Annotated in this window: 22 protein-coding genes and 1 riboswitch; of the genes, 8 read left to right on the top strand and 14 right to left on the bottom strand. The window is 73.8% G+C overall.

Going from position 1 to position 25,977, the window contains the following annotated elements; genetic code table 11:
- Positions 1-274: 274 nt before the first annotated feature.
- The 5 genes from IF00_RS0111115 to IF00_RS0111095 all read right to left on the bottom strand — a co-directional run bounded on the left by IF00_RS0111115 (position 275) and on the right by IF00_RS0111095 (position 4,500).
- On the bottom strand, positions 275-1,060 hold the full coding sequence (locus tag IF00_RS0111115; protein WP_030316924.1) for a polysaccharide deacetylase family protein: 786 nt from the start codon (positions 1,058-1,060) through the stop codon (positions 275-277).
- Between the two features lie 215 nt (positions 1,061-1,275).
- Positions 1,276-1,653, bottom strand: a complete 378-nt coding sequence (locus IF00_RS0111110; RefSeq protein ID WP_030316922.1) for a hypothetical protein — start codon at positions 1,651-1,653, stop codon at positions 1,276-1,278.
- Between the two features lie 116 nt (positions 1,654-1,769).
- Positions 1,770-3,317 carry an ATP-dependent DNA ligase gene (locus tag IF00_RS0111105; protein ID WP_030316920.1) on the bottom strand — a complete coding sequence of 516 codons (1,548 nt, stop codon included), beginning with the start codon at positions 3,315-3,317 and terminating at the stop codon, positions 1,770-1,772.
- A gap of 49 nt (positions 3,318-3,366) precedes the next feature.
- Positions 3,367-3,999 (bottom strand): DUF6397 family protein, encoded by a 633-nt coding sequence (locus IF00_RS0111100; protein ID WP_158710442.1) that lies wholly within the window; start codon positions 3,997-3,999, stop codon positions 3,367-3,369.
- A gap of 87 nt (positions 4,000-4,086) precedes the next feature.
- A complete protein-coding gene (locus tag IF00_RS0111095; protein WP_030316914.1) occupies positions 4,087-4,500 on the bottom strand; it encodes a roadblock/LC7 domain-containing protein in 414 nt (137 codons plus the stop codon).
- 152 nt (positions 4,501-4,652) lie between these two features.
- Here IF00_RS0111095 and IF00_RS0111090 point away from each other — a divergent pair, with 152 nt between their 5' ends.
- Entirely contained in the window at positions 4,653-5,078 is a 426-nt protein-coding gene (locus IF00_RS0111090) for a PPOX class F420-dependent oxidoreductase (RefSeq protein ID WP_030316912.1), read from the top strand.
- Positions 5,079-5,103: 25 nt separating this feature from the next.
- Here IF00_RS0111090 and IF00_RS0111085 read toward each other — a convergent pair whose 3' ends face one another.
- The 5 genes from IF00_RS0111085 to IF00_RS0111065 are packed head-to-tail and all read right to left on the bottom strand — an operon-like array spanning position 5,104 to position 10,595.
- Positions 5,104-5,733: a GTP-binding protein gene (locus IF00_RS0111085; RefSeq protein WP_030316910.1), complete on the bottom strand. Its 630-nt coding sequence runs from the start codon at positions 5,731-5,733 to the stop codon at positions 5,104-5,106.
- Complete coding sequence (locus IF00_RS0111080; protein WP_030316908.1) at positions 5,714-6,130, bottom strand: DUF742 domain-containing protein; 417 nt, start codon at positions 6,128-6,130, stop codon at positions 5,714-5,716. The genes IF00_RS0111085 and IF00_RS0111080 overlap by 20 nt, the downstream gene beginning before the upstream one ends.
- A gap of 14 nt (positions 6,131-6,144) precedes the next feature.
- Positions 6,145-6,579, bottom strand: a complete 435-nt coding sequence (locus IF00_RS0111075) for a roadblock/LC7 domain-containing protein (RefSeq protein ID WP_030316903.1) — start codon at positions 6,577-6,579, stop codon at positions 6,145-6,147.
- The gene (locus tag IF00_RS0111070; protein WP_030316901.1) at positions 6,576-9,713 is read right to left on the bottom strand and encodes a sensor histidine kinase; all 3,138 of its coding nucleotides are present in this window, start codon (positions 9,711-9,713) and stop codon (positions 6,576-6,578) included. Before IF00_RS0111070 ends, IF00_RS0111075 begins: the two co-directional genes overlap by 4 nt.
- 54 nt (positions 9,714-9,767) lie before the next feature.
- Positions 9,768-10,595 (bottom strand): MHYT domain-containing protein, encoded by an 828-nt coding sequence (locus IF00_RS0111065; RefSeq protein ID WP_030316897.1) that lies wholly within the window; start codon positions 10,593-10,595, stop codon positions 9,768-9,770.
- Positions 10,596-10,772: 177 nt separating this feature from the next.
- Here IF00_RS0111065 and IF00_RS0111060 point away from each other — a divergent pair, with 177 nt between their 5' ends.
- The 5 genes from IF00_RS0111060 to IF00_RS0111040 all read left to right on the top strand — a co-directional run bounded on the left by IF00_RS0111060 (position 10,773) and on the right by IF00_RS0111040 (position 16,818).
- Positions 10,773-11,381 (top strand): class I SAM-dependent methyltransferase, encoded by a 609-nt coding sequence (locus IF00_RS0111060; RefSeq protein ID WP_030316895.1) that lies wholly within the window; start codon positions 10,773-10,775, stop codon positions 11,379-11,381.
- Between the two features lie 202 nt (positions 11,382-11,583).
- Complete coding sequence (locus tag IF00_RS42595; RefSeq protein ID WP_425338302.1) at positions 11,584-13,503, top strand: bifunctional serine/threonine-protein kinase/glutamate ABC transporter substrate-binding protein; 1,920 nt, start codon at positions 11,584-11,586, stop codon at positions 13,501-13,503.
- An 86-nt stretch (positions 13,504-13,589) separates the two neighbouring features.
- Positions 13,590-13,925: a hypothetical protein gene (locus IF00_RS0111050; RefSeq protein WP_030316892.1), complete on the top strand. Its 336-nt coding sequence runs from the start codon at positions 13,590-13,592 to the stop codon at positions 13,923-13,925.
- 230 nt (positions 13,926-14,155) lie between these two features.
- Positions 14,156-15,208, top strand: coding sequence for a hypothetical protein (locus IF00_RS0111045; RefSeq protein WP_030316890.1), 1,053 nt, complete (start codon positions 14,156-14,158; stop codon positions 15,206-15,208).
- Between the two features lie 221 nt (positions 15,209-15,429).
- Positions 15,430-16,818, top strand: coding sequence for a tannase/feruloyl esterase family alpha/beta hydrolase (locus IF00_RS0111040; protein WP_030316888.1), 1,389 nt, complete (start codon positions 15,430-15,432; stop codon positions 16,816-16,818).
- Between the two features lie 48 nt (positions 16,819-16,866).
- On the opposite strand, the gene IF00_RS0111035 is transcribed toward IF00_RS0111040, so the two are convergent.
- Positions 16,867-17,412 carry an MOSC domain-containing protein gene (locus tag IF00_RS0111035; RefSeq protein WP_030316886.1) on the bottom strand — a complete coding sequence of 182 codons (546 nt, stop codon included), beginning with the start codon at positions 17,410-17,412 and terminating at the stop codon, positions 16,867-16,869.
- A gap of 104 nt (positions 17,413-17,516) precedes the next feature.
- Complete coding sequence (locus IF00_RS0111030) at positions 17,517-18,605, bottom strand: fatty acid desaturase family protein (protein WP_030316884.1); 1,089 nt, start codon at positions 18,603-18,605, stop codon at positions 17,517-17,519.
- A 376-nt stretch (positions 18,606-18,981) separates the two neighbouring features.
- On the opposite strand from IF00_RS0111030, the gene IF00_RS0111025 reads away from it, so the two are divergent.
- Complete coding sequence (locus IF00_RS0111025; protein WP_051820155.1) at positions 18,982-22,014, top strand: DEAD/DEAH box helicase; 3,033 nt, start codon at positions 18,982-18,984, stop codon at positions 22,012-22,014.
- On the top strand, positions 22,011-23,384 hold the full coding sequence (locus IF00_RS0111020; protein ID WP_030316880.1) for an SWIM zinc finger family protein: 1,374 nt from the start codon (positions 22,011-22,013) through the stop codon (positions 23,382-23,384). The genes IF00_RS0111025 and IF00_RS0111020 overlap by 4 nt, the downstream gene beginning before the upstream one ends.
- On the opposite strand, the gene IF00_RS42590 is transcribed toward IF00_RS0111020, so the two are convergent.
- Positions 23,365-24,339 (bottom strand): hypothetical protein, encoded by a 975-nt coding sequence (locus IF00_RS42590; protein WP_051820070.1) that lies wholly within the window; start codon positions 24,337-24,339, stop codon positions 23,365-23,367. The genes IF00_RS0111020 and IF00_RS42590 overlap by 20 nt on opposite strands.
- A gap of 135 nt (positions 24,340-24,474) precedes the next feature.
- Positions 24,475-25,329: a bifunctional 5,10-methylenetetrahydrofolate dehydrogenase/5,10-methenyltetrahydrofolate cyclohydrolase gene (locus IF00_RS0111010; protein WP_030316876.1), complete on the bottom strand. Its 855-nt coding sequence runs from the start codon at positions 25,327-25,329 to the stop codon at positions 24,475-24,477.
- A 28-nt stretch (positions 25,330-25,357) separates the two neighbouring features.
- A riboswitch (ZMP/ZTP riboswitch) is annotated at positions 25,358-25,466 on the bottom strand.
- Between the last annotated feature and the right edge of the window lie 511 nt (positions 25,467-25,977).

Genomic DNA, 25,977 nt, shown 5'->3' with positions numbered 1-25,977 from the left:
GCGCCGGGGTGTGCGCCGCTCACACGCCGCTTTCGTGCTCTGCCGTCCGCGCCGCGCGGAAAAGTGGCCGGGAACGACAGTGCCCCGGTTGGACGGGGGATTCCAACCGGGGCCGATCTGCCGTGACGCGAAGGGCGGTCACCACATGGGGGGGACCTTGGGGACCGGGCCCCTTCGGTGTCACATACGTATGAACGGTAGACGTTTCCCGAATGTTCCGAGCCTGCCCGTGTGGGCGGTGTGAGTCAGCTCACCCGGTTTTCGGGGGGTCTGATCAGTCCTTCTCAGGGCGGTACACGGCGCCCGGTTCGGCCTTCCCCGGGGCCAGCAGTTCGGGCACGGTCACGAAGGTGAAGCCCTGCCGCTTGAGCTCGTCGATGATGGAGGGAACGGCCGGGACCGTGCCGTCGTAGATGTCGTGGAGCAGGATGATCCCGTCGCCGTGCGCCTGCTCGAGCACGCGCTGCCGTATGAGGGCGGAGTCGGTGGTGGAGTAGTCCTTGGCGGTGATGCTCCACAGGATCTGGGCGAGCCCGAGCTCCCGGCTGACGTCGGACACGGCTCCGTCGGTACGGCCCTGCGGCGGCCGCATGAGGGTGGGCCTCCGGCCGGTGATCTTCTCGACGGCGTCCTGGGTGCGGGACAGTTCGTCGCGGACCTCCGACTCGTCGAGATCGGTGAGGATCCGATGGGTCCAGGTGTGGTTGGCGACCTCGTGGCCCTCGTCGGCTATTCGCTTGACCACCTGGGGGTAACGGTCGACGTGCTTGCTGCCGAGCAGGAAGAACGTCGCGGGGACCTTCTTCTCCTTGAGGATGTCGAGGAGCCGGGGGGTGTCCTTGCCCGGCCCGGCGTCGAAGGTCAGCGCGATGCACTTCACCTTGGCGCAGTCGACGCGACGGGCGGCGGCCCCCGCCTTGTCGTCCGTTCCGCCCTCCTCCCGGGCGTCCTGCGGAGTGACGGGGTCGACTCCGCAACCGCCCAGCGTCAGCATCAATGACGCCGCGGCGATCAGGGCAGTGGCCGTCCCCCTGCGTCGGCCCAGCCTGGATCGGAACATGGTGGAACCCGCTTTCCCCGGTGATGTCTTCGGCACGGCCGGAAACCGCCTGGTCAGGGCGGCACTCACGGCAGACGGAAAACTCTACACACGGTGTATACCGGGGAAGGCAGGGGGGTCCTTCACGCGCGCGGGCACACGTGAACCCCGGACGGCGCCCGTCCACTCCGTCCGGGGAGTTCGCGCCTCAGCGCCTCGGGCTCAGCGCCTCGGGCTCAGCGGGAGGCGAGCAGCAGTCGGGCCTCGGTCTCCTGATCGCCGGAGACGGACTGCTGGGACTGGATGTCGAAGCCTGCGGCAAGCACCTTCTCAACCTCGTTCACGGCGTGGTAGCCACCGCTGAGCGTGGCGCCGACCGGGGAGGTCAGTCGGGTGGGACGCACCTCCTGGTGGCGTCCGCCGGCCGTGTCGAAGGTGGCCGTCCAGACGGTGGGGGAAAACGTGGTGGCCGCCTGGGGACCCGGGGCCGTCATGTCCTCCAGCTCGTAGACACCGTCGAGGACGCCGAAGACGGCCTGCGCGTCCTCCCGGCTGCAGCCACTGAGCTGCACGGTCACGTCGGTGTCGATGTGCAAGTCGTACACGTCGCTCATCTCCTCGCGGCCGCCGGTCGCTCGTGGCGCCCCGCGCTCGTCGTGCCGGCACTCCTCGTGCCACGTCTCCAGCATCCCTCGCGGGACGTCGTCCCGCGAGGTCCACCGCCCTGCGCTCAGGAGCGGCCGATGATGTCCTCGACGGTGTCGGCCTCGGAGGCCCGCTTGTCCGGGCGGTGGCGCAGGACGCGGGCGAAGCGGAGGGTGACACCGCCCGGGTAGCGCGTCGAGGCCTGGAGTCCGTCGTAGGCGATCTCGACGACGAGCTCGGGCCGTACCCGCACGGTGAATCCGTCGTCCTCGACGGCGAGTTCACCGAGCCGCTCGGTCTGCCAGCGCAGCATGTCGTCGGAGAGTCCTTTGAAGGTCTTTCCGAGCATGACGAAGCCGCCGTCCGCCGCGCGCGCGCCGAGATGCAGGTTGGAGAGCAGCCCGGTTCTGCGCCCGTGGCCCCGCTCGACGGCGAGGACGACGAGGTCGACGGTGTGGACGGGCTTCACCTTCAGCCAGGTGCGCCCCCTGCGCCCGGCCACGTACGGCGCGTCCAGCGCCTTGACCAGGGCGCCTTCGTGTCCCCTGGCCAGGGTGTCGGTGAAGAACCTCTCGGCTGCCTCCACCTGGGCGGGATCGGCGGGATCGGCCACGACGAGACGGCGGACCCGCTGGGACGCGGGGAGCAGTCCGGCGAGGACCTCGTGCCGCTCCTGGCCCGGCCGGTCGATCAGTCCCTCGCCGTCGGCCGCGAGGACGTCGAAGAAGACCGCGGTCAGGGGAAGGGTGGCGTGCGCACCGGCGACGTCGGTGCGGGATCCGACCCGGGACGCGATGGACTGGAACGACACGGGGCGTCCGGTGGCGGGGTCGAGCGCGATCACCTCCCCGTCCAGGATGAAGCCGTCGGCCGGTACGGCACGTGCGGTCGCGACCACTTCGGGAAGCCGGTCGGTGATGTCGTCGAGCGAGCGAGTGTGGACCCGGACGTCGTCACCGCGCCGGTGGACCTGGACACGGATGCCGTCCAGCTTCTCCTCGACGACACAGGGCCCGAGAGCACCGATGGCCTCGGTGACGGAGGCCGCGGTGTGCGCGAGCATCGGCTGCACGGGATTGCCGACCCGGAGGGTGAACCGGTCGAGCGCGGTGGCGCCTTCGGCGAGCACCGCCTGCGCGACCGGGGGAAGCGAGCCTTCGAGCATCACGGCACGCCGCAGCTCGGCGGCGGGCACGGTGGCGGCCTGGGCGACGCCTTCCAGCGCTACGGCATCGAGAGCTCCCTGGCGCACCTCCCCGGTGAGCAGCCGCAGCAGGAGCTGTTGTTCGTCGTCGGTGGCCGCCGCGAACAGGGCGTGGACGAGCCGGGTCCGCTCGGCACGGGAGCCGGCTCCGGAGACCGCCGCGAGTTCTGTCATCGTCTCGTTCACGCGCCCGAGCGTGAGACCCGGCCGTTCGGCGGGCGGGACCGCGGGGGGCACCACCTCCTTGAGAACGCTCCAGCCGACCCCGATCCGCCCCTGGGGAAGCCGACCGGAGAGGTACGCGATGACGAGAGGGCTCTCCTCTGGCTCGGCCTCCGCGAACAGCTCGGCCAGGAGGCGGATCTTGCGCGAGCGCGCTGACACGGCGGCGACCTCACGGGACACCTCCGCAACACGGGCGAGCAGCATGAGCCCATCCTCCCCACACCGCGCCCTCGCCGCACGCCACGCGTCGCCGTCAGGGCCAGGACACCGGGCGTTTCCGTCCGCCGGCCCGCCCGCCGTCGGCAGCCCTCCTGCGCCGCAGCCGGTCGAGGAGCCTGAGGCGGGCGGCCGGACGGCTCGGCGGGCGGTCGATCGCAGTCGGCCACCCCGCCGGTGCGGGAGCCTGAGCCGGACGAGGACCGAGAGCCATCGGTACGGCCGGCGGCCGGCTTGGTACGGCCAGGACGGGCGGCTGGGGCAGTGCGGGCGCCACGGTAGGAGCCGGCTGCCGGAGCACCGGCACGGGCGTCCCGGCGCCCGGCCGTTCTCCGGCCGCACCCGAACTGCCCGCACCACCTGGATACGGCGCGGGCTGCTCCGTCCGGGCCTCGTCGAGCGCCAGCGCCAGGCTCAGCCGGTGCCAGAGGATCTCGTCGGGGCCGTCGGCCCGTGTGAGCCGCTCGGCGATGTCGCGGCCCGCCGCGTGCACCGGCATTCCGGGCGGCGCCGGCGGGCGCAGCCGATCGAGATGGGCGCGCTCGTACGGGTCGTCGACGACCTCGGACACCTGGACCGGGTCGAGCATCGAGGCGATGGCGGCGGCCTGTGCCCAGGGGTCGTCCGTGGCGCGGAGGAGCACGCCGAGCCGCCGGGCCCTCCGACCCACCACCGAGAACGTAACGCAGAGTGACGGCCCGTGCACGACCTGTGGACAACCGCCTGTGGACAACCCCTCAGGACGGCGGCCGTGGCGTCAGATCAAGCCGCCCTCCGGGCGCCCCGGCAGCCGGGCGGCCACGCCGAGGTGCTCGCCGACGCGGTTGACCAGCAGCGTCATCTCGTACGCCACCTGGCCGACATCCGCTTCCGCCGCGCTCAGGACGCAGAGGCAGCTGCCCTCGCCCGCCGCCGTCACGAAGAGCAGCGCCTCGTCGAACTCCACCATCGTCTGGCGCGCCCGGCCCGCCCTGAAGTGCCGGCCCGAGCCTCGGGCCAGGCTGTGCAGGCCCGAGGAGACGGCCGCGAGGTGTTCGGCGTCCTCGCGTGCGAGTCCGCTGCTCGCGCCCGTCACCAGGCCGTCGTTCGACAGCACGAGCGCGTGCCGTATGAAGCCGACTCGCTGGGTCAGGTCGTCGAGCAGCCAGTCCAGTTCCTTGTCCAACGCCATCAGTGGTCCTCCCCCTGGGTGGTGCGTCCCGACGCCCCGGTTGTCCCGTGGTCCCCGTGCCGCAGTGGTCCGCCGTATCGCCGCAAGCCTTACGCACTGTCGTGAACAGGGCAAGCACTGCACCACGCCCGCGCGTGCCGCAGGATGGGGGCATGACGAGGATGACCGATGATCAGTGGCGGACCTTCGTGTCCGAGGGAACCCGGACCGGCAAGCTGGCGACCGTGCGCGACGACGGCAGTCCGCACGTCGCACCGGTCTGGTTCCTCCTGGACGGGGACGAGTTCGTGTTCAACACGGGCAAGGACACGGTCAAGGGCCGCAACCTCGCGCGCGACGGACGGGTCTCCCTGTGCGTCGACGACGACACTCCGCCCTTCGCCTTCGTCTCACTCAGCGGTCGCGCCGAACTCAGCGAGGACCCGGCGGAGTTGCGCCACTGGGCCGGCCGGATCGGTGCCCGCTACATGGGCGAGGACCGGGCGGACGAGTTCGGGGAGCGCAACGCGGTCCCGGGCGAACTCCTCGTCCGGGTACGCATCGAGAAGGTGATCGCCCAGGCCGGCGTGGCCGACTGACCGGCCCGGGTCGCGGTGCGGCGGCTCAGCCGACCGTGTCGAGGAGCCGGGCGGTGTGCATCCGCCCCGCGTACTCGACGAGCCGGATGAGCACCTCCTTCCCGGAGTCGCGGTCGCGCGCGTCGCACAGCACGACGGGCGTGCCCCGGTCCAGGTCGAGTGCGCGGGAGACGTCGGCCGCGCCGTACGTGCGCGCGCCCGTGAAGCAGTTGACGGCGACGACGAACGGGATCTTCCGGTGCTCGAAGTAGTCGACCGCCGGGAAACAGTCCTCGAGCCGCCGGGTGTCGGCGAGGACGACGGCCCCGAGGGCGCCCTGTGACAACTCGTCCCACAGGAACCAGAACCGGTCCTGGCCGGGCGTCCCGAAGAGGTACAGGGAGAGCCCGGACCGGATGGTGATGCGGCCGAAGTCCATGGCGACGGTCGTGGTCGTCTTCTGGTCGACTCCCCCGGTGTCGTCGACGGACTCCCCCGCACGGCTGAGCTGTTCCTCGGTGCGGAGCGGGCGGATCTCGCTGACCGCGCCGACGAGGGTGGTCTTGCCCACGCCGAACCCACCGGCGACCAGGATCTTCAGGGCGAGGGCGGTGGTGTCCGCGCTGTCGTCCCCGCCATCGTCCGCGCCGGTGCTCTCAGAGCGCTCGTAGGCCATCGATTACTTCCCTCAGGATTCTTTCGTCGGGGAGCTGTGCGGGCGGTACGGGCCGGCTGACACGTACGAAGCCCGATTCGAGGAGGTCGCCGAGGAGGACCCTGACGACGCCGACGGGCAGGTCGGCGTCGGCGGAGAGCTCCGCGACCGACTGGGTCTCGGCCCGGCACAGGGCGAGCAGGGACCGGTGCTCGGGGCCGAGGAGGGACTCCTCGGCCGGTCCGGGCGGATCGTCGTCGACGACGACGAGGGCGATGAGGTCGAACCGTACGTTGCTGGGCCCGGGCTTGGTCCGGCCACCGGTCATCGCGTACGGGCGCACGAGCGGTCCGGCGTCGGCGTCGTACCACTGACTGCCCGGCACGGACGGGCCGCCGCCGGTGCTGTCCTCGTTCATGGGCCTTCTCCGGGTCAGCCGGCGGCCGGCGGGGTCACCGTGAGCCGCGGCGGGGTGTGCAGGTGCTCGCCGACGCGCTTGACGAGGCGGGCCATCTCGTACGCGATGAGGCCGATGTCGGCGCTCACGGAGCTGAGGACGGCGAGGCAGGAACCGTCCCCGGCCGCGGCGACGAAGAGGAAGCCGTCGTCCATCTCGACCATGGTCTGGCGGACGCCGCCCGTGTGGAACTGGCGGCCCGCCCCCTTGGCGAGGCTGTTGAAGCCGGAGGCGATGGCGGCCAGGTGTTCCGCGTCCTCGCGGCTGAGCCCGTTGGAGGCACCGACGGCGAGTCCGTCATTGGAGAGCACCACCGTGTGGCGGACCTCCCGGACCCGCATGACGAGGTCGTCGAGGAGCCAGTCGAGCTCGCCGGACCGGTGGTGGGAGATCCTCTCGTGGTCGATCATGACTGGTCTCCTTCGGGGAGGGGGTCGTCGAGGGGGGTCGTGCCGTGGCCGGGTTCGTGACCGGTGCCGGTGCCGAGGGGGCGCCTGCTGCCCGGGGCCGCGCCGCCGCCCCGCTGCCAGCCGTCCCGGTAGGCCGCCATGCGGTCCCGTACGACTTCCGGAGTGCGGGCGTCCGTGCCCGGCTCGGCCGGTACGAACACCGGCGCCGAGGCGGGCGCTTCCCGTAGCTGCGGGACCAGGCTCGCCTGCCGCACCCGGCGCGGCAGCTCGCCCTCCGCGTCGTCGCCGTGTCCGGCGTGACGCGCCGCACCCGCCCCACCCGCGGGCGTACCGGGACCTGCGGCACGCGCGGGCGTGCCCGGCTGCTGTTGCCGCGTCGGCGCCGGTACGGAGGGCCCGCGGCGTCGCAGTTCGGTGACCCCGGCGGGCGGCGGGCCGGGTTCCGCGGGCGCCGCGAGCGCGGGCACGGCGGTCGGGCGCGGCAAGGACTGCGGGCGCGGGGACGCGGGGGCCTGCGGCGGGACCGGAGGCCGGGAGCCGCTGGTCTCCCTGGGCAGGATCCCGGGCCGTGTGCCCCCCGTCGGCTGCGGCGTGGTCCTGCGGGGCGCCGGAACAGGCCCGGCGGGGGCGCCTCCTCCGAGGGTGGGAGAGGGCGGACCGGTCTGCGCCGGCGGACGGGACATCTGCGGACGGCCGAAGCGGCGGGCCTCGGCGCGCTGTGCCTCCTCGCGTTCGCGTGCGGCGCGCGCGTCGTCCGTGCGCGGGTCGGAGCCGAGGCGGTGGGAGCCGGGACCGTCGGTGCGGAACCGGTCGCCCGCCGTCCGGTCGTCGCTGCTCTGCCTGTGGTCCGCGCCCGGCTCTCCCCGGTCGGGGGCGGGCGTGCGGGGATCGCGCGCCTGCGGGGTTCCGGCATGGGGTGTGTCGGTTCCCGTCGCGCCCGCGCCGCGGCCGGGGGGCAGGGCGCCCTGGAGGAGATCGGTCGGGAGCAGCACGACGGCCGTGGTGCCGCCGTACGGGGAGGTCCGCAGCTGCACCTTGATGTCGTGGCGGGAGGAGAGCCTGCTGACCACGAAGAGGCCGAGCCGGTCGCTGTCGAAGAGGTCGAGGGCCTCGGACTGGGCGATGCGGGCGTTCGCCTCGGCGAGGGTCTCCTTGCCCATGCCGAGTCCCCGGTCCTCGATCTCCAGGGCGTACCCGTTGCCGACGGGCTCGCCGCTGACCCGGACCTTGGTGTGGGGCGGGGAGAACTGCGCCGCGTTCTCGATGAGTTCGGCCAGAAGGTGGGTGAGGTCGGCGACGGCGCCACCGACGACGGCCGTTTCGGGGAGTCGGCGCACCTCCACGCGCGCGTAGTCCTCGATTTCGGACACGGCGGCGCGGACGACGTTGGTGAGGGGGACGGGCATCCGCCAGGCCCGGCCGGGGGCGGCGCCGGAGAGGATGATGAGGCTCTCGGCGTGACGGCGCATCCGGGTGGTGAGGTGGTCGAGCCGGAAGAGGTCGCCGAGTTCGTTGGGGTCGTCGGCGCGCCGCTCCATGCTGTCCAGGAGGTTGAGCTGGCGGTGGACGAGGACCTGGCTGCGCCGTGCGAGGTTGACGAAGACCCCGGAGATGCCGCTGGCGAGTTCGGCGCGTTCGACGGCGGCGGAGAGGGCCGCGCGGTGGACGGTGGTGAGGGCCTCGCCGACCTGGCCGATCTCGTCCTGGGAGACGGGGCCGGGCGGGGCTTCGGCCTGGACGTCGATCTCCTCGCCGGCGCGCAGCCGACGCATGGCGGCGGGGAGTTTGCCGCGCGCGATGCCGAGGGCGGAGTTGCGGAGGCTGACGAGTTCGACGACCAGGCCGCGGCCGATCCGGACGGAGATGACGAGGGAGGCGGCGACGGCGGCGAGGCCGAGGAGCACCGCCGCACCGCTCGCGGTGAGGACACCGCCGGCGAAGGGGTCGGAGCGGTCTGTCGCGGCGGTACGGGCGTCCGTCTCGATCGCGGCGAGTGCGCTCCGTACGGCCGCGAGGGTGTCGTCCCAGTCGGCGCTGGGGACCGCCTGGGCGGCGGGGCGGCCGGGGCTCTCGGCGCGGATGCGGTCCTCGGCCCGGGTGAGCCGGGTGTGGTCTCCGCCGGCGGCGAGCCGGTCCCACGCCGCGCGTTCGGCGGCGGGCAGGTCGGCGGTGGCGGAGGAGGTGAGGGTGCGCCGGGTCTCGACGGCTCCGGAGAAGGCGCGGAGCCCCTCCTCCGAGAACCGGCCGGTGAGATGGGCCGCGGTGAGGAGCGCGTCCTCGCGGGACAGCATCTCGCCGGCCCGGCCGAATTCCAGGAGTACGCGCGCGTCGGAGCCCTGCTGGGTGTCCTGGATGCCGGTGAGCGCGCCGCCGACGGCGAAGGCGGCGGAGACCGCCGCTGTGTACTCCTCGTACACCTGGTTCCCGTCGGCGCGCCCGTCGGTGGCGGCGGTCCGGAGCCGGGCGAGGCCGGCGACCTTGGCGACGAAGGCGCTGACGCGCTCCCCCACGTCTCCGGGGAGGTCCCCGGTGTCGCCGATGGTGTGCGTGTCGTTCAGGCGGAGGCGGTCGACGGCTTCGTCCGTGCGGCGGATCCGGTCCTTGAGCTCGGCGGCACGGGCGGCTCCGGGGGCCGCGATCTGCCGTACGGCGGCGCGCCGTTCGTCCTGGAGGGCGGCGAGAGCGGCCGTCACCGGCTCGCGGATCTCGGCGTCGACGCGCTGCAGCTGGCGGAGCCGGGCGACGTCCTGGGCCGTGGTGACGGTGGCGAAGCCCCACAGCGCGAGGAGCGACACGACCGGGACCATGAGGAGCGAGACGATCTTGGCGCGGACGGTACGGGGGCGCAGGCCGCGGCGCGGGGCGAGGGGTCCCTGCGACCCGGCGGCGTGAGGCACGGACGGACCGTGGGCGGTGGGGTGGACTCCGGTGGTGGCCCTGTGACCGGTGCCTGCCGCGCGTCCCGCGCCCGCCATGTGTCCGGCGGCGGCCGGATGTCCGCCGGCGGGGAAGGCCTCGGGAGTGGGCTCGCCCGGCTCGTCGGCGGGCGGCCCGGCGTGTGCGCGCCGCCCGCGCGCGGCCGCCGACGGCGGCGCCGACGCCTTGGCGTCGTTGGTCCTGCGGGGAGTTCGCATGGCCTCCTCGTTCCGGCTGCGACGGTCTCTGGTGCGTGGCGTACGGGGTTCGGTTCAGGTCGTGGGTGTACGGGCGGCTTCCGCGGTCCGGAAGCCGGCGGGTGCGACGTCCACCGCGCGCTCGTCGGTGAGGCGGCCGGCGGAGGCGTACGCCGCGCGTTCCTTGGCCGTCGGCGAGAGGGCGACGAAGGCGGAGGTGATGAAGAGGTACGAGCCGAGGCCGACGGCGAGCGGGAAGATGAACTGCATGACCGTGGCTCCGGGGAGGGTGGCGGTCGAGGGGACCACGTCCACCCGCACCGCGAACATGCCGGTGTAGTGCATGCTGCTGACCGCCGCGCCCATCACGAGCGAGGCCACGGCCACGGCGGCGGGTGAGTGGATGTTGAGGGCGGCCCACAGGGCCGCGGTGGCCGCGACGACGGCGATGAGCACGGAGAGGCCGACGAGCAGGGGGTCGAAGCGGACCTCGCCGTGGAGCCGGAGGGCGGCCATGCCCATGTAGTGCATGCTCGCCACGCCGACACCCGTGGTGAGTCCGCCGATCAGGAGCGACCGGATCCGGTCGCGTCCGTAGCCGACGGCGAACACCCCGACGCCGACGACGGCCATCGCGATGACGAGGCTGAGAATGGTGAGCGGAACGTCGTAGCGGATGTCGGTGCCGGTCACGCCGAAGCCCAGCATCGCCACGAAGTGCATCGTCCAGATGCCGGTGCCGATCGCGGAGGCCGCCGTGAGCAGCCAGTTGCGCCGCGAACGGCCGGTCGCGTCGAGGGCGCGCACGGTGCAGCGCAGCCCGAGGGCGGCGCCGACGCAGGCCATCGCGTACGACAGTGCAGGTGTCAGCCAGCCGAAGGTGGCGTGGTCCAGGTGTCCCATGGCTCACGGACGCTAGTGCGCATCAGGGGGCGCATCAGGGGCGCATTTCGAAAGCTGATGGAATATGACAGAGAGATGATCCCGAACGATCGCACCGGGCTCGAACGTGCACACACACGGTGCACACAAAATGTTCACACACGACGGTCACTCCTCCGGGTACGGAATCATGAGCGCATGAGCGATGACCCCACACACGTCCGAGAGTTCTTCGGCGCCCGCGCGGCCGACTGGGACAGCCGGTTCCCCGACGACGGCCCCGCGTACGCGGCCGCGGTGAAGGAGCTCGGCCTGCGCCCGGGCAACGCCGTGCTCGACGCCGGCTGCGGGACCGGGCGCGCCCTCACGCCGCTTCGCGCCGCCGTCGGCCCGTCCGGCACCGTACTCGGCGCCGACCTCACCCCGGAGATGCTCGAACGGGCCGTCGCCGCGGGGCGCGGCGGCACGACCGCGACGGCGACGCTGCTGCTCACCGACGTCGGACGCCTGCCGGTGCGCGACGGCGTGCTCGACGCGGTCTTCGGGGCGGGGCTCGTCTCGCACCTCGCCGAACCCGTGGCCGACCTGCGTGAACTCGCCCGCGTCGTACGGCCCGGCGGCCGGCTCGCACTCTTCCACCCGATCGGTCGGGCGGCCCTCGCGGCCCGCCACGGCCGCCAGATCACCCCGGACGACCTGCGCGCCGGACCCCGGCTGCGCCCCGTGCTCGCCGAGGCGGGCTGGCGGCTCGTCGATTACGTCGACGAGGACGCGCGCTACCTGGCCATGGCCGTACGGGAGGACTGAGGCGCGGATCGTTGCGCTCCGCACGGCCATGGACGTCCGGGCGTCCATCCGCCCGCCCTGTGGCCCCGTCCTCGATCCGAGCGGATCACTCACCCGGATGTGGCAGAGTCGTGGCGGGGTCGGCGTGTGGCTGAGGGGGCTGTGAGTGGCGCGGGTGGTCGACGATCGGTTCGAGCTGGTGGCGCGGCTCGGCGGGGGCGGCATGGGCACCGTGTGGCGCGCGCGGGACCTGGCGCTCCACCGTGAGGTGGCCCTCAAGGAGGTCCGCCCGCCCGACCCCGCGCTGGCCGAGTACGACCCCGAGGCCGCCCGGGAGCTCCGCATCCGGGTACTGCGTGAGGCCCGGGCACTCGCGCGCGTGGCGCACCCCCAGGTGGTGACCATCCATCACATCGTGGACGGCGGCGAGGGCACGTATCCCTGGCTCGTCATGGAGCTGATCCCCGGCGGTTCCCTCCAGGACCGCCTCGACCGCGGTGAACTCGCCGTCGGCGAGGCGGCGACGCTGGGGCGCGGGATCCTCGCGGGGCTACGGGCGGCCCACGCCGCAGGCATCCAGCACCGGGACGTCAAGCCGCCGAACGTCCTGCTGCGGCCCGACGGGCAGCCCGTCCTGACCGACTTCGGCATCGCGGCGATCCACGGGGCCACGGGCCTCACCGCCGCCGGGTCCATCATCGGCACGCCCGACTACATGGCGCCCGAACGCGTCAGTGGCGAGGAGGGCGGGCCGGCCGCCGACCTCTGGTCGCTGGCCATGACGCTGTACGTCGCGGTGGAAGGCCACCATCCGCTGCGCCGGGCGAACACGCTCGCCACCCTCGCGGCCGTCCTCGGCGAGGACGTGCCTCCGTCCCGGCGGGCCGGGCCGCTGACGCGGGTTCTGACGAGCGTGCTGGTGCGGGATCCGGCGGCGCGCCCCGACGGCGAGGCACTGGACCGGATGCTCGCCGAGGTGGAGGCGGAAGTCGGGGCGGACGCTCACGCCGGGCCTCGACCACGGCCTCGGCCACAGCCCCCGTCCGGACATCGACCACAGCCAGAGCCGCAACCGCAGGATCGGGTGCCTCATGCGGCCGTGGACGACGGACGCCCCACCGTCGACGTCGGCGCGGACACCGCCACCGCCTTCCCCCTCGCATCCCCGGTACCGGCCGGGCCGCCGACGGCGCGCAAGAGGCGCGGCGGGGCGTACGCGGCGGTGGCAGCGGCGGCCGTCGTCCTCAGCGGTGTGCTCGTCTGGAACCTCCTCCCGTTCGGCGGCGCGAAGGACGGCGGAGACGGCGACCGCGTCGAGGGCAAGCCGAGCGGCCAGGGATCCTCCTCGCCGTCGACGCCCAGCACGCCCTCCATCGGAGCGTCCGGGGCGGCCCCGACCGGCGGCGGCCCCAAGATCACCATCGGCATCAAGTTCGATCAGCCCGGACTCGGCTTCAAGAACCCGGACGGCACGTACGCGGGTCTCGACGTGGACGTGGCGACCTACGTCGCCCGCGTGCTCGGGCACGATCCCGCCGACATCGTGTGGCAGGAGGCCCGGAGCTCCATGCGCGAGTCGCTGCTCACCAGCGGTGATGTCGACCTCGTCGTGGCGACCTACACGTTCAACTCCCTGCGGGACAAGAAGGTCGACTTCGTCGGTCCCTACTTCATGGCCCATCAGGACGTCCTGCTCCCCGCGAACGACACCACGATCAGGCGTCCGACGGATCTCAACGGCCGGAAGGTCTGCACGGCCACGGGTTCCAGCACCGCGCTCCTCATCCGCACGACGCTCGCCCCCCAGGCACAGGTCGTGACACACGACAGCTACACCCGCTGCATCGACGACCTCGCCTCGGGCGCCGTCGACGCCGTCACCACCGACAACACGCTGCTCGCCGGGTACGCGGCACACGACGCGTACAAGGGCCGGTTCAAGCTCGCCGGATTCCGTGTCAGCGACGAGCCCTACGGCATCGGCGTGCCGGAGGGCGGCGATGCGAACGGCACCGTCAAGCGGGCGCTCCAGAAGATGATCGACGACGGCTCCTGGAAGAAGGCCGTCGAGAGGAACCTCCCCCTCCTGGGGGACGTCTCGCCGCCGGTCCAGCGGTGGTCCACCAGCGGCGGGGCTTCCTAGCCGACTCCAACGCACCCTTCTTTCCCGGCACTTCACTGACTACCGTGGATGTGCCGGGCAGTCGTGCCCGGGAAAGGCGGTGCGGCGTGGCACGGGTACCCGAGAGACTGCGCAGGCTCCTTCCGTCCGCCCGGCGGGCATCCGAGGCCGCCGCGTCGGCGCCACCGCGCCCCCGGCAGGGGCACAACCTCTTCGAGGCGGCCGCCGAGTACGTGGCCGCGTGCGCCGAGGACGATCCGGCGCGGGCGGAGGAGGCGGCCAGCCGGGTCTCCCCCGGCATGCTGTCGTTCGGGGTGAACGAACTGGCCTGCCGGGCCCTCCTCACGCTCGCCCGGGAACGGAACGAGTCGCCGAGGGCCGTGGCCCGCTCGCTGCTGGGCCTGCGGGAGGACCCGGCGCGGCGACCGGCGGCCGACGCGTAGGACTCGCGGCGCGCGGCGGGTCCGAGCACGGCGCACGCGGCGGGCCCGAGCGCCGGAGACAGAGCGCGCGCCCGAGACAGGGGCGGGCCCGAGCGCCGGAGACGCGGAGGCGCCGTGGCCCGCCCACCCGACCCGGGCCCGTACGGCGATGCAGGTCACGGCGCCGGACTATGGACAGGGCTCCCTACTCACTGGTTAAGGTGCGCCGACAACCAGATGGGGAGGCATGCGTGGCTGGGACGGACCCGATCGCCGAGGCCGAGGCCGACGGCGCTGCCGACGCGCTGTTCGTGCTGACCGCGGCACTGTTGACGCCCGCCCGTTTCCCGAGCGTGCTCGGCGACGATTACCCGGCGGCGTGCGCGGCGCTCGGGCTCCAGCCGTACGCCGAGGGGTACGGGCTCGTGTTCGGCCAGGACGGGCTCGGCGCGCGGTGGACGGTCGTCGTCGACGACGTGTCGCTGGTCGCGGTGGCCATCTCCTCCTGGGACTGCGGCATGGCCTACGACCTCTCCCCCGACGAACATTCGGTGGTCGCCGGGCTGCCGGGCTGGCCGCTCGCGGTGGCGACCCGCGCGCCCGGTGTGCCGGCCCCGCACGACCCGGAGCCGGAGGAGGGCGACCCGGCCCCGCTGGTCCCGCCGTCCGGCGACGCGTGGGGGCCTGCCCAGCGGCGCCTCGGCGCGGACGAGGTGGCACTCCAGTGGTCCGCCTGGCGGAGCCAGGTGACGGACGACGCACCGGCCGGCGCGGGGGCTCCGCTCCCGCCCGGGACGCCGGTCCCGCCCGAAACCGCGGCATCGTCGTCCGGGCCCGCCGCCCCGCCGACGCCGGCCGAGGTCACGCCCCGGCCCACGACGTGGTTCGACAGGCCCTCCCCCAAGAAGGCAGTGCCGCCCACGAACGCGGCGCCGTCGACGCAGGCGGCGCCGTCCACCGGCGCGGCGACCTCGGGCGAGGCCGCGGCGTCCACCGACGCGGCAGCGGCCGCGGGCTCCGTCGCCGATCCGTACGCCGGAGTCCGCCGGGCCCTCGACGAACTCCGCGGCTACCTCGAGGAGCCGCCGCCGATCGGGCGGGTACGGTCATCCGACACCGGTACCGACGGGGGCGGGCGGACGTTGCGCGCGGACGGCCCCGGCTGGTCGCTGGTGGCACGTCCGGACGACATGGCCTTCGTCCTGCTCGACGAGCTGCCGGGCGAAGTCCTGCCGGTGGCCCGCGGTCCACGGCTGCCCGCGCTCCTCGAGGGACTCGACGCGATGGCCGTCCGGCCCTCCTGATCGGCTCCCTGCCGAGACCGATCGCCCCCGCTCGACCCCCATTCCTTTTCTGCCGGCTTCCTGCTCGCTTCCCGGCCGCCGGGCAGGAGGCCCGCCGAGGGTGTCATGCCGGTCCACACGGCCCGACAGCACGAGGTGTGGTCCGGGACCATGGCCCGGTGGTGAGGGCGCGCCGCACGATGTGGCGCCGCATCCCTTTCCCTCGCCCCCCGGAGGCCTCCATGCGCCTGTTCCCAGGCGTCCCGCTGCTCGCCGCGCTCCTGACCGCCGTCACCGTCCTGGCTCCCGCGGGTCCCGCCGGGGCGGAGGAGCGGGCAGCGGCGGACACCACCGCGCACTGCGCGCGCCAGAACCGGCTCCACGTTCCCGGAGCCGAGCACCAGCAGTCCGCCTGCCTGGCGGATCTGACGACCGCGGGCCTCGCGGGCACGCCGTACACCGACACGGCGGACCAGGCCGGGCTCGCCGCCCTGGGGACCCGTAACCCGTCGGGCGTGCCCGGCGTCCAGATCGACGGCTACTTCCCCGACGACTCGCGGCTCAACGCCACCCACGGCTGGGCGCACGACGCGCAGTTCGTCATCCGGCTGCCCGACCGCTGGAACGGCGGCCTCGTCGTGACCGGCGCGCCCGGCACCCGGCGCCAGTACTCCACGGACGCGCTCATCTCCGACCAGGTCCTCGCCCGGGGCTTCGCCTACGCGGCCACCGACAAGGGCAACACGGGACCGGACTTCTTCACCGACGGACGCGGTCCCGGCGACGCGGTCGCCGAGTGGAACCGCCGGGTGACCGAGCTGACGCGGGCAGCGAAGAAGGCCGTTCGGCAGCGCTACGGCAGCGGCCCGGAGCGCACGTACATGACGGGCATCTCCAACGGCGGCTATCTGACGCGCTGGCAGCTGGAGAACCGTCCCGAGCTGTACGACTGCGGGGTCGACTGGGAGGGCGTGCTCTGGACGTCGCGCGGCCCCAACCTTCTGACGAGCCTGCCGGTGACGGTGGCCCGGTCGCTGGGGCAGGCCTCCGACGAGGACCTGATCGGGGCCGGCTTCGCACCCGGGTCGCGCTTCCTGTGGCCGTACCACGAGAAGGCGTACTGGGGACTGACGCAGAAGATCTTCCGGGCCGAGTTCGACCCCTCGTACGACCCCGCCTGCCCCGGTTCCACCGCAGGCGGGACCGTGGAGCAGATCTTCGCGCCCTGCGCGTCGGACGCCTCGTACGACTACGCCTCCCGGCCCGCCTCCGTGCACCGCGCGGTGGCGAAGGTCGCGCTGACCGGCCGCATCGGCAAGCCGCTCATCACCCTCCACGGCGAGCTCGACACGCTGCTGCCCCTCGCCACCGACTCCGACGTGTACGCACGGATGATCGACGGGCGGGGCCGGGGCGGGGTGCACCGGTTCTACACGGTGCAGGACGGGACGCACACCGACGGCCTGTACGACACGTATCCGGACCGTCTGCGTCCGATCCTGCCGTGCTACCGCTCCGCGTTCGACGCGCTGACGAAGTGGGTCGAGGACGGTACGGCTCCGCCGGCGGACCGGGTGATCGCCCGGCCCGCGAGCGGTGACGTCGTCAACTCCTGCGCCCTGGAGGGGTGAGCCGCGGGGGCCCGGTACGCGCCCGGGGCATGAGCGAGGCCCGGTGACTCAGACCGTCTCCAGCGGGCGGTGCGGGCCCTCCGGAAGCTCGGCGCGGATCGGGTCTCCGGGGCGCACCTCGCCGCCGGCCAGGACGATGCCCATGACCCCGGCCTTGCGCACGATGTCGCCGTTCTCGCCACGGCCGAGCACCTGCTTGAGCAGACCGTGCTGGAAGGTGTCGATCTGGGCGCACGGGTTGCGGAGTCCGGTGATCTCGACGACCGCCTCCGTGCCGAGGTGCAGGCGGGTGCCGGTGGGCAGGCCGAGGAGGTCGATCCCCCGGGTGGTGACGTTCTCGCCGAGGTCGCCGGGAGCGACATCGAAGCCTGCGCCGGCGACGTCGTCGAAGAGCTCCGCGTGGATGAGATGGACCTGACGCAGGTTCGGCCGGGTCGGGTCCTGGGCGACGCGCGAGCGGTGCTTGACCGTCACGCCCGCGTGGACGTCGCCCTCCACGCCGAGCCCGGCGAGGAGGGTGATGCCCTCGCGGTTGGGCTTGGTGAACGTGTACGTGCCGTTGCTGCTGACCGTGGTGACCGTGCCGTCGCTCATGGCGAGGAGCTCCCCTTCTCTGCTGTCCGACGGGTCTCCGCTGTCCGACGGGCGAATCACCGACCGCCGGATCGATGCTCCCATCGCAGTGACCGTCTGCGACCCTACTCGGCCCACTCGGACCGCAGCGGCGCGCCCACGTCGTGCAGGTGACCGAGGGCCTGGCGGTACGAGTCCACGAAACCGGTCTCCGTGTACGGGACGCCCAGGGCGGCGCAGTGGGCCCGGACGGCGGGCTGGGCGAGGCGCAGGTTCGGGCGCGGCATGCTCGGGAAGAGATGGTGCTCGACCTGGTAGTTGAGACCTCCGAGGAACCAGTCGGTCAGGGCGCCGCCCCGGATGTTGCGCGAGGTGAGCACCTGGCGTCGCAGGTGACCCCAGCCCTCGCCGTCCGCGTGTTCGTCGGGCCGCTCCATGCCCTTGTGGTTGGGGGCGAAGGCCATGCCCAGGTGCACACCGAGCAGCATCTGGTGGACGAGGGCGAAGACGAACGCCTGGGCCGGGGTGAGGAGGGTGAGCAGCAGGGCCGTGTAGCCGGCGAAGTGGGCGAGGAGCAGCGCGCCTTCGACGAGCCGCTCGCGGCGGGATCGGCAGGGCCCGTCCTCGGCGAGCAGGGCCTGGACTCCGTACACCTTGAGCGCGATGCCCTCCAGGGTCGTCAGCGGGAAGAACAGCCACGCCTGGTGGCGGGTGAGAAAACCGCGCAGCCCCGTGCGGCCGGCTGTCTGGTGCTCGGCGAAGACGAGGATGTCGGCCGCGACGTCCGGGTCCTTGTCGAGGTGGTTGGGGTGGGCGTGGTGGCGGTTGTGCTTGTCGTTCCACCACTCCCGGCTCATGCCGAGGAGGAGGTTGGCGTGGACGAGCTGGAGGATCCGGCTGACCTTGCGGTTCGGGGTGATCTGGGCGTGACCCGCATCGTGGCCGACGAATGCGGCCCGGGCGGAGAGCAGCGCGAGGGGGACGGCGAGGAGGAGCGCCCACCAGGAGGGACCGATCAGGGCGAGCCCGGCCACGACGGCGGCGATTCCGAGGAGGTTCACGGCGATTCCGCGGGCGTACCAGCCGGGGCAGTGTTCGAGGAGACCCTGTGACCTGACCGTCCGCAGGAGCGGGGTGAACTCGCTGCCGACCCTGGCACGGGCGGGCGCCGCGGCGGGTGCGGCGGCCGGGGGCGGGGCGGTGGCCTGGGGCATGGAGGGCTCCGGTTTCTGTCGGCATCGGTGACGGTCGTTGGGCGCCTACCGAGAACGTACGGATCCGTGATCGTCCGGGGCCATGACGTCACCACCCGAGCCCGGTCGGGGGTGCGCCGGGGGCCGGGGGTGGGGCGAGCCCTACCCCCGTGACGTCTGTGGCGTGGATCACGCGAGGCGAGTGCCTCGCCGGGCCGGTGCGGTGCGGTGAGGTACCCTCGGCCGCTCGGACTTCAGGTAGTCAAATTTGAGGAATGCGTTGTCGCCGTCGCACGGACCCGATGATTCCGCCCGCGAACCCGCTCTTGTACCCCCGCCGGTATCCACCCGGCGTCCCTTCCGGGACGCCTCCCGCGAACTCACCCTCCACTCCGCCGTGTTCCTCCCCGCCGATCCGCCCCGCGCGGGCCGGATCGCCTTCTGGTCCCTGGACGGCGACGCACTGCCGAGCCCCGATGCCCTCGCGCCCGGCGCCCGGTCCGACGCCGGAGCCGGTGCCGACGGCGACGCTGCTCGTGCCCGTGACACCGACACCACCGTCGCCGAGACCACGGGCGCCGAGACCACGGGCGCCGAGACCACGGGCGCCGAGATCATGGTCGTCGACGGGGAGAGCCTCCGGCCGGTGACCGTCCCCGCGCGTGTCCTCTCCGTACGGGACGCCCTGCCGCTGCTCGCCGACGCCCGCTTCTCCGACACCGCGTCACCCGCGAGCGCCTTCTGGGGTGCCGCCGCACTCCTCGCCCTCGACCTGGTCTCACGCGGCCTGCTGCTGCCCGGTCTCACCCCCGGTGACATCGACGCGTGGCGAGCCGGTCCACTCGGGCCCGACGAGCTCGCCGCCCTGCGAACGCTCGCCGCGTCAATGCCTCCAGAGGCCCACGCCGTACCCCTCTCGCCGGACGAGCCCCTGCTCCTCCCCGAACCCGAGGCACTGCTGCGCGCGTTCGCCGACGCCGTCGCGGACACCCTCCCCCGTACCCCGGCCGCTCCGCTCGCCGCCGGTGGCCCCGCCTTCGCCGCCGACACGCCGCAGCCGATCCCCGAACAGCGGGCATGGGCCGCCGATCTGGCGGCGGTGCACGACGCCGGCGTCCGCCTGTCGCTCCGGCTCGAACTTCCGGGCTTCACCGCCGAGTCGGAGAAGGCGCCCGACTTCCGGGCGGTCCTGCAGCTGCACGGCGTCGCCGACCCGACCCTCGTCGCGGACGCGGCGGAGGTGTGGGCGGGCTCCGGCCGGACGGCGGCCGCCTTCGGCCCCCAGGCCCGTATGGACGCCCTGCTCTCCCTCCGGCGCGCCGCACGGGTCTGGCCCCCGCTGGCCCCGCTCCTGACGGCGGCGGTGCCCGACACCGTCGAACTCGCCGACGAGGAGGTCGCGGAGCTCCTCGGCACGGTGGGCCAGGCCTTGGCGGCCACAGGGGTCCAGGTGCACTGGCCGCGCGAGCTCGCGGACCGGCTGACCGCGAGCGCTGTGATCGGACCGGTGGGCGGCGAACCGCCGGAGGGACGGAACACGGTCGGCCGGCCCGGGTCCGGTGTCGACGGGCTCGCGTCCGGTACCGACGGGCTCGCGTCCGGTACCGCTGCGTTCGGATCCGACGAGAAGGAGGCGGAGGCACGCTCCTCCTCCACCCTCCCCTCCTTCCTCTCCGCCGACGCCCTCCTCGGCTTCAACTGGCGCTTCGCCGTCGGCGATCAGGAGCTGACCCGCGCCGAGCTCGACCGGCTCGCCGAGGCCGGGCGGCCGCTGGTCCGCCTGCGTGACCGCTGGGTGCTGGTCGACCCGGCCGAGGTGCGCCGGGCCCAGTCGCAGCAGGACCGTACGGTGACTCCGGTGGACGCCCTCTCCGCCGTCCTCACCGGCACCACGGAGGTCGACGGCCGGCCGGTGGAGGTGGCGGCGACCGGCTGGCTGGAACGGCTGCGGGAGCGGCTCGCCGACCCCGAGGGCGGCCATCCGCAGGTCTCCCAGCCCGCGGCGCTCACCGCGACCCTGCGCGACTACCAGCTGCGCGGGCTCGACTGGCTGCACCGGATGACCTCCCTCGGCCTCGGTGGATGCCTCGCCGACGACATGGGTCTCGGCAAGACCATCACGGTCATCGCGCTGCATCTGCACCGTCAGTCCGACCCGGCATCCGCCGGGCCCACCCTCGTCGTCTGCCCGACCTCCCTCATGGGCAACTGGCAGCGCGAGATCGAGAAGTTCGCGCCCGGCACGCCGGTGCGCCGCTTCCACGGCGCGACCCGTGACCTGGAGGACCTCACCGACGGCGGGTTCGTCCTCACCACGTACGGCACCATGCGGCTCGACGCGGCGCGACTCGCCGAGCGGAGCTGGGGACTCGTCGTCGCGGACGAGGCGCAGCACGTCAAGAACCCGTACTCGGCGACGGCCAGGCAGCTGCGGACCATCGGGGCACGCGCGCGCGTGGCGCTGTCCGGCACGCCGGTGGAGAACAACCTCTCCGAGCTGTGGGCGATCCTCGACTGGACCACGCCGGGGCTGCTCGGCACCCTGGGCGCCTTCAGGACCCGGTTCGCGGCCGCCGTGGAGGGCGGCCGTGACCCGGCCGCGGCAGCGCGACTGGCGGCGCTGGTCCGCCCGTTCCTGCTGCGCCGCCGCAAGTCGGACCCCGGCATCGCACCCGAGCTGCCGCCGAAGACGGAGACCGACCGGGCCGTCTCCCTGACGCCGGAGCAGGCCGGTCTCTACGAGGCGGTGGTACGGGAGACCCTGGCCGCGATCGCCGAGGCCGACGGCATGGCGCGGCGCGGCCTGGTCGTCAAGCTGCTCACCGGGCTCAAACAGATCTGCAACCACCCCGCCCAGTACCTCAAGGAGGAGCGGCCGAGGATCGAGGGCCGCTCGGGCAAGCTGGAACTGCTCGACGAGCTCCTCGACACGATCCTCGCCGAGGGCGCGTGCACCCTGGTCTTCACCCAGTACGTGGGGATGGCCAGGCTCCTGGAGGCCCACCTCGCGGCGCGGGGCGTGCGGACGCAGTTCCTGCACGGCGGGACGCCGGTCGCCGAGCGCGAGGCGATGGTCGCCCGCTTCCAGACCGGCGAGGTCCCGGTCTTCCTGCTCTCCCTCAAGGCCGCCGGGACGGGGCTCAATCTCACCCGAGCCGAACACGTCGTGCACTACGACCGCTGGTGGAACCCGGCCGTGGAGGCCCAGGCCACCGACCGCGCGTACCGGATCGGGCAGGACCGCCCGGTGCAGGTGCACCGGCTGATCGCCGAGGGAACGATCGAGGACCGGATCGCGACCATGCTCGACCGCAAGCGGGAGCTGGCGGACACCGTCCTCGGGACCGGCGGGGACACCCCGCCGGAACTGACCGAACTGACCGATGCCGAGCTGGCGGAGCTCGTACGACTGCGGGGTGACGCACGATGAGCGGGTACGGACACGAGGGCGACGAGCGGACGTTCGCGGCGCTGCCGCCCGCGCAGGGCGGAGCCTTCGCGAGGACCTGGTGGGGCCTGGCATGGCTGAAGGCCCTGGAGGACACCGCGCTCGACGGCCAGCAGCTCAAGGCGGGACGGCGGCACGCGCGCGCGGGAGCGGTGGGGGCCGTGTCGGTGCGGCCCGGCCGCATCACGGCGGTGGTGAAGCACCGCGACGGCACGGCGTACCGCAGCGACGTCCTGGTGCGGGAGTTCTCGGAGGAGGAGTGGGAGCGGCTGCTGGACCTCGCCGTCGACAGCGCGGGGCACATCGCCGCACTCCTCGACCGCGAGATGCCGCCGCATCTGGTCGAGGACGCGGCGGCTGCCGGGCTCGATCTGCTGCCGGGGATCGGGGATCTCGACCCGCAGTGCGGCTGTGAGGCGTGGGACCACTGTCCGCACACCTCGGCGCTCTGCTACCAGGTGGCCCGGCTGCTCGACGAGGATCCCTTCGTCCTGCTCCTCATGCGGGGCCGCGGCGAGCGCACCCTCCTGGACCAGTTGCAGGCGCGCAGTGCCTCGCGTGCCGGGCACGGCGGGCGGGGAGGCGACGACACACCGGGCGCCGAGGGCGCCGGAGGGATGCCGGGTGTGTCGGCCGAGGAGGCCTACGCGGCGGGGTTCCTCGTGCCGCCGCTCCCCGCGCCTCCGGTCGCCCACGACGTGCCGGGCCGGTCGCCGTCCCTGGACACGGAGACGGAACCGGAGCCCGGGGTCGACCCGGCTGCGCTGGAGTTCCTCGCCTCGGACGCGGCGGGCCGCGCGCACCGGCTGCTGGTGGAGGCTCTCTCCGTCGGCGAGTCGGCCGGCGTATCGGCCGGCGGGGCGTCGGTCCACGGCGGGTCCCCGGCTCATGCGGCTGCGACAGCTCCGACAGCTCCGCTGACGGTCGCTCAGGACGCGGTGCGGCTCGCCTCGGGCTCCCCCATGCCCTGGACCACGGCGCGGCTCACCTCCGGCTCGGGCCGGACGCGGGCGGAGATGGACCTCGCCACGCGCGCGTGGGGGTTCGGAGGCGCCGCGGCCCTCGCCGTACTGGAAGAGGAGTGGACGCCGGACACCGAGGCGCTCGCCTGGGCGGGAACCCGGCTCACGGAGGCCTGGGAGGACGACGAGCCCCCGGCCCTGCGACGGTCCGGCGGCGCGCGGTGGACGGTGGTGGGCACGGAAGCGCAGCTCCGGCTCGGAGAGGACGGGCGCTGGTGGCCGTACCTGAAGTCGGGTGGCCGCTGGTCACCCGCCGGGCCGGCTGACCGCGATCCGGCGACGGCTCTGGCGACGGCCTTCGCCGCCGGTCCTACTGGAGCCGGCGGCTGAGGGTGCCGTCCCCGCTGGAGGGGGCGGCCAGGCTGCAGGCGACGGCGTCCGAGCCGAGCAGGTAGCTCGTCCGGTACGGGTACTGGACGAAGGTGGTCCAGCGCGTGCCGAGCGGCTGCCGTGCGGCCTTGCGGCGAAGCGGCTCGCGGCAGAGCAGGGTGGCCGCCTCTCGGATCGCCGTGTCCGTGGCGTGGAGGCCGGTGAGGCGGGGCCGGGCGACGAGTTCGGCGTGGTGCGGCGTGTCGCAGGAGCGCCGGAGTGCGGTGCCCGGCGCGCCGCGGTCGATGTCGAAGCATTCACCGACCCGCAACGCCTCGAAGGAGACGGGACGGTGCGAGCCACCGCCACCCTTCGCGGGGCGGGTCGGCCGGGGTGTGGCGGTGGTGCCGCCGGTCCGGGAGGGCGTCGCGGAAGCGGTCTCCCTGGGCTCGGCGGCCCGGTCCGAGGGGGCGGTACGGGTCGGCGTGGCGTCCGAGGTCACGGCCGCTGACGGCGTGTCGGCGGTGCGGACGCCGGTCGCCCCGGTGTCGCCCGTACGGGTGCCGGACGGTCCTCCGCCGTCCGGCGGGGTGACCCCGGCGCGACCCTCGCCGGACATGACGGGTGACAGCGCGCCGGCCTGGTCGCCGCCGGGGCGTCCGGCCGTGGACGGGCTCTGCTCGGTTCCGCCCCGCCCGGCGACGAAAGCGGTCGCCACGAGCCCGGCGACGAGCAGCGGGACGAGCGGCACGCCGAACCGGCGGGCGCCCCGGGCGGCCGGTCCGGGCCGGGGCGCGCCGAGCCGGACGAGGCGGGGCGACCAGCCGGAGTCGGCGCCGTCGGAGCGGCCGGTACGGTCGGCACCGCCGGAGCGGCCCGAGCGGTCGGGCGTGTCGGACGAGTCCGGCGCACCGGGCGGGTCGGGTTCGCCCGGTCGGCGGTCCGGCGACGGGGTGGCGGTGGACGGGTGGGGCACAAGGTCAAGGTTCGCCGGTCGGCGGCTTCCCGGCCACCTTTTTAGGGGCGCGGAGAGCGGCCTGTACAGAACCGTGACCATCGCCGGCCCCGATCGCGCCCGCCGCCCCGTCCGTCGCCCCGTCACGAACCGGTCCTACAGGCCGAGCTGGTGCTCCGCGCCCTCGACGGTCTGGGCGAGGAGGACAGCGATGGTCATGGGGCCGACGCCGCCCGGAACGGGGGTGATGAGGGAGGCGCGCTCGGCGGCGGAGGCGAAGTCGACGTCGCCGACGTTGCCCGGGTTGTAGCCGGCGTCGATGACGACGGCGCCCGGCTTGATGTCCGCGCCCTTGATGAAGTTCGGCTTGCCGACGGCGGCCACGAGGATGTCTGCCTCGCGGACGACGGAGGAGAGGTCCTCCGTGCGGGAGTGGCAGTAGGTGACCGTGGCGTCGCGGCCGAGGAGGAGGAGTCCGGCCGGCTTGCCGAGGATCGCGCTGCGGCCGACGACGACGGCGCGCCTGCCGCGGATCTCCACGTCGTACGCGTCGAGGAGACGCATGATGCCGCCGGGCGTGCAGGAGACGAAGCCGGGGAGGCCGAAGCCCATGGCCGCGAAGGAGGCCATGGTGACGCCGTCGACGTCCTTCTCCGGGGCGATGGCCTCGAAGGCGGCGCGCTCGTCGATGTGCGGGCCGACGGGGTGCTGGAGGAGAATGCCGTGGACCTCGGGGTCCTCGGAGAGGGCCGTGATCGCGGCGACGAGTTCCTCGGTCGTCGTGGTGGCGGGCAGTTCGACGTGCTTGGAGCGGATTCCGGCCTTCGCACAGCGGTTCTGCTTCATCTTCACGTACGTGACCGAGGCCGGGTCCGCACCGACCAGGACGGTCGCGAGACACGGCGTGACACCGGTGCGACGGGTGATCTCGGCGGCGCGGGCGGCGGTCTCCTCGACCGTGCGGCGGGCGAGGGCCGTGCCGTCCATGAGGGTGGCGGTGCTGGTGGACATGGCAACTCCTGGGCGTCGTCTCTGACAGGTGATTCGCCCAGGCGCACGGCATCGGTACGGTCGCGCCGGTCGAGCACGCCTCCGCCGGGCCGCTCCCCGGTGGTGATCCACCTCAAGCGCCAGTCACGGCCCGAGCCCTACTGTACGTGAGCGGTCGGGGGCCGCTCCGGGACAGGGTGCGCGCGAGAGGCGCCCGGGCGCTTGTCGACGGCGCCCCCGCACATCACGATGAGCCCGACGGGCCGGGACGACCTCGACGAGGAGGCCGAGTTGAGCGACGCGTGGGTGGCCGGACGGGTGAGGAAGACGGACGGGACGACCCGCGGCGGCGGGACGACGAGGGCGGCATCGTCCTCGTGGGCCCCGGGCCCCTGGGAGCCGGGCCGGCGCCACCCGGGCGAACCGACGCCCGGACCCGGGGAGCCGCCTCTCGGCGCCCGAGAGCGGACATCCGGCCCCGCCGAGCCCGGACCCTGTCCCGGAGACGCGTCCCAGGCCGCCGGCCCGGCACTTGACCTCCCTGTCGAGGGCCCCGGCTCCGGGCGGATCGCGAACGTCAGGGAGTCGGTGACCGGAAGCCCGACCGCCACCCCGAGGACGAGAAACACGACGCCCATGCCGGTCGCGACGCCGGCGATGAGCCACGCG

The sequence above is a fragment of the Streptomyces flavochromogenes genome (genome assembly GCF_000717595.1).
GTDB classification, from domain to species: Bacteria; Actinomycetota; Actinomycetes; order Streptomycetales; family Streptomycetaceae; genus Streptomyces; species Streptomyces flavochromogenes.
Note: the sequence above shows the minus strand (reverse complement) of the source record. Positions and strands in the feature narration are given on the sequence as shown.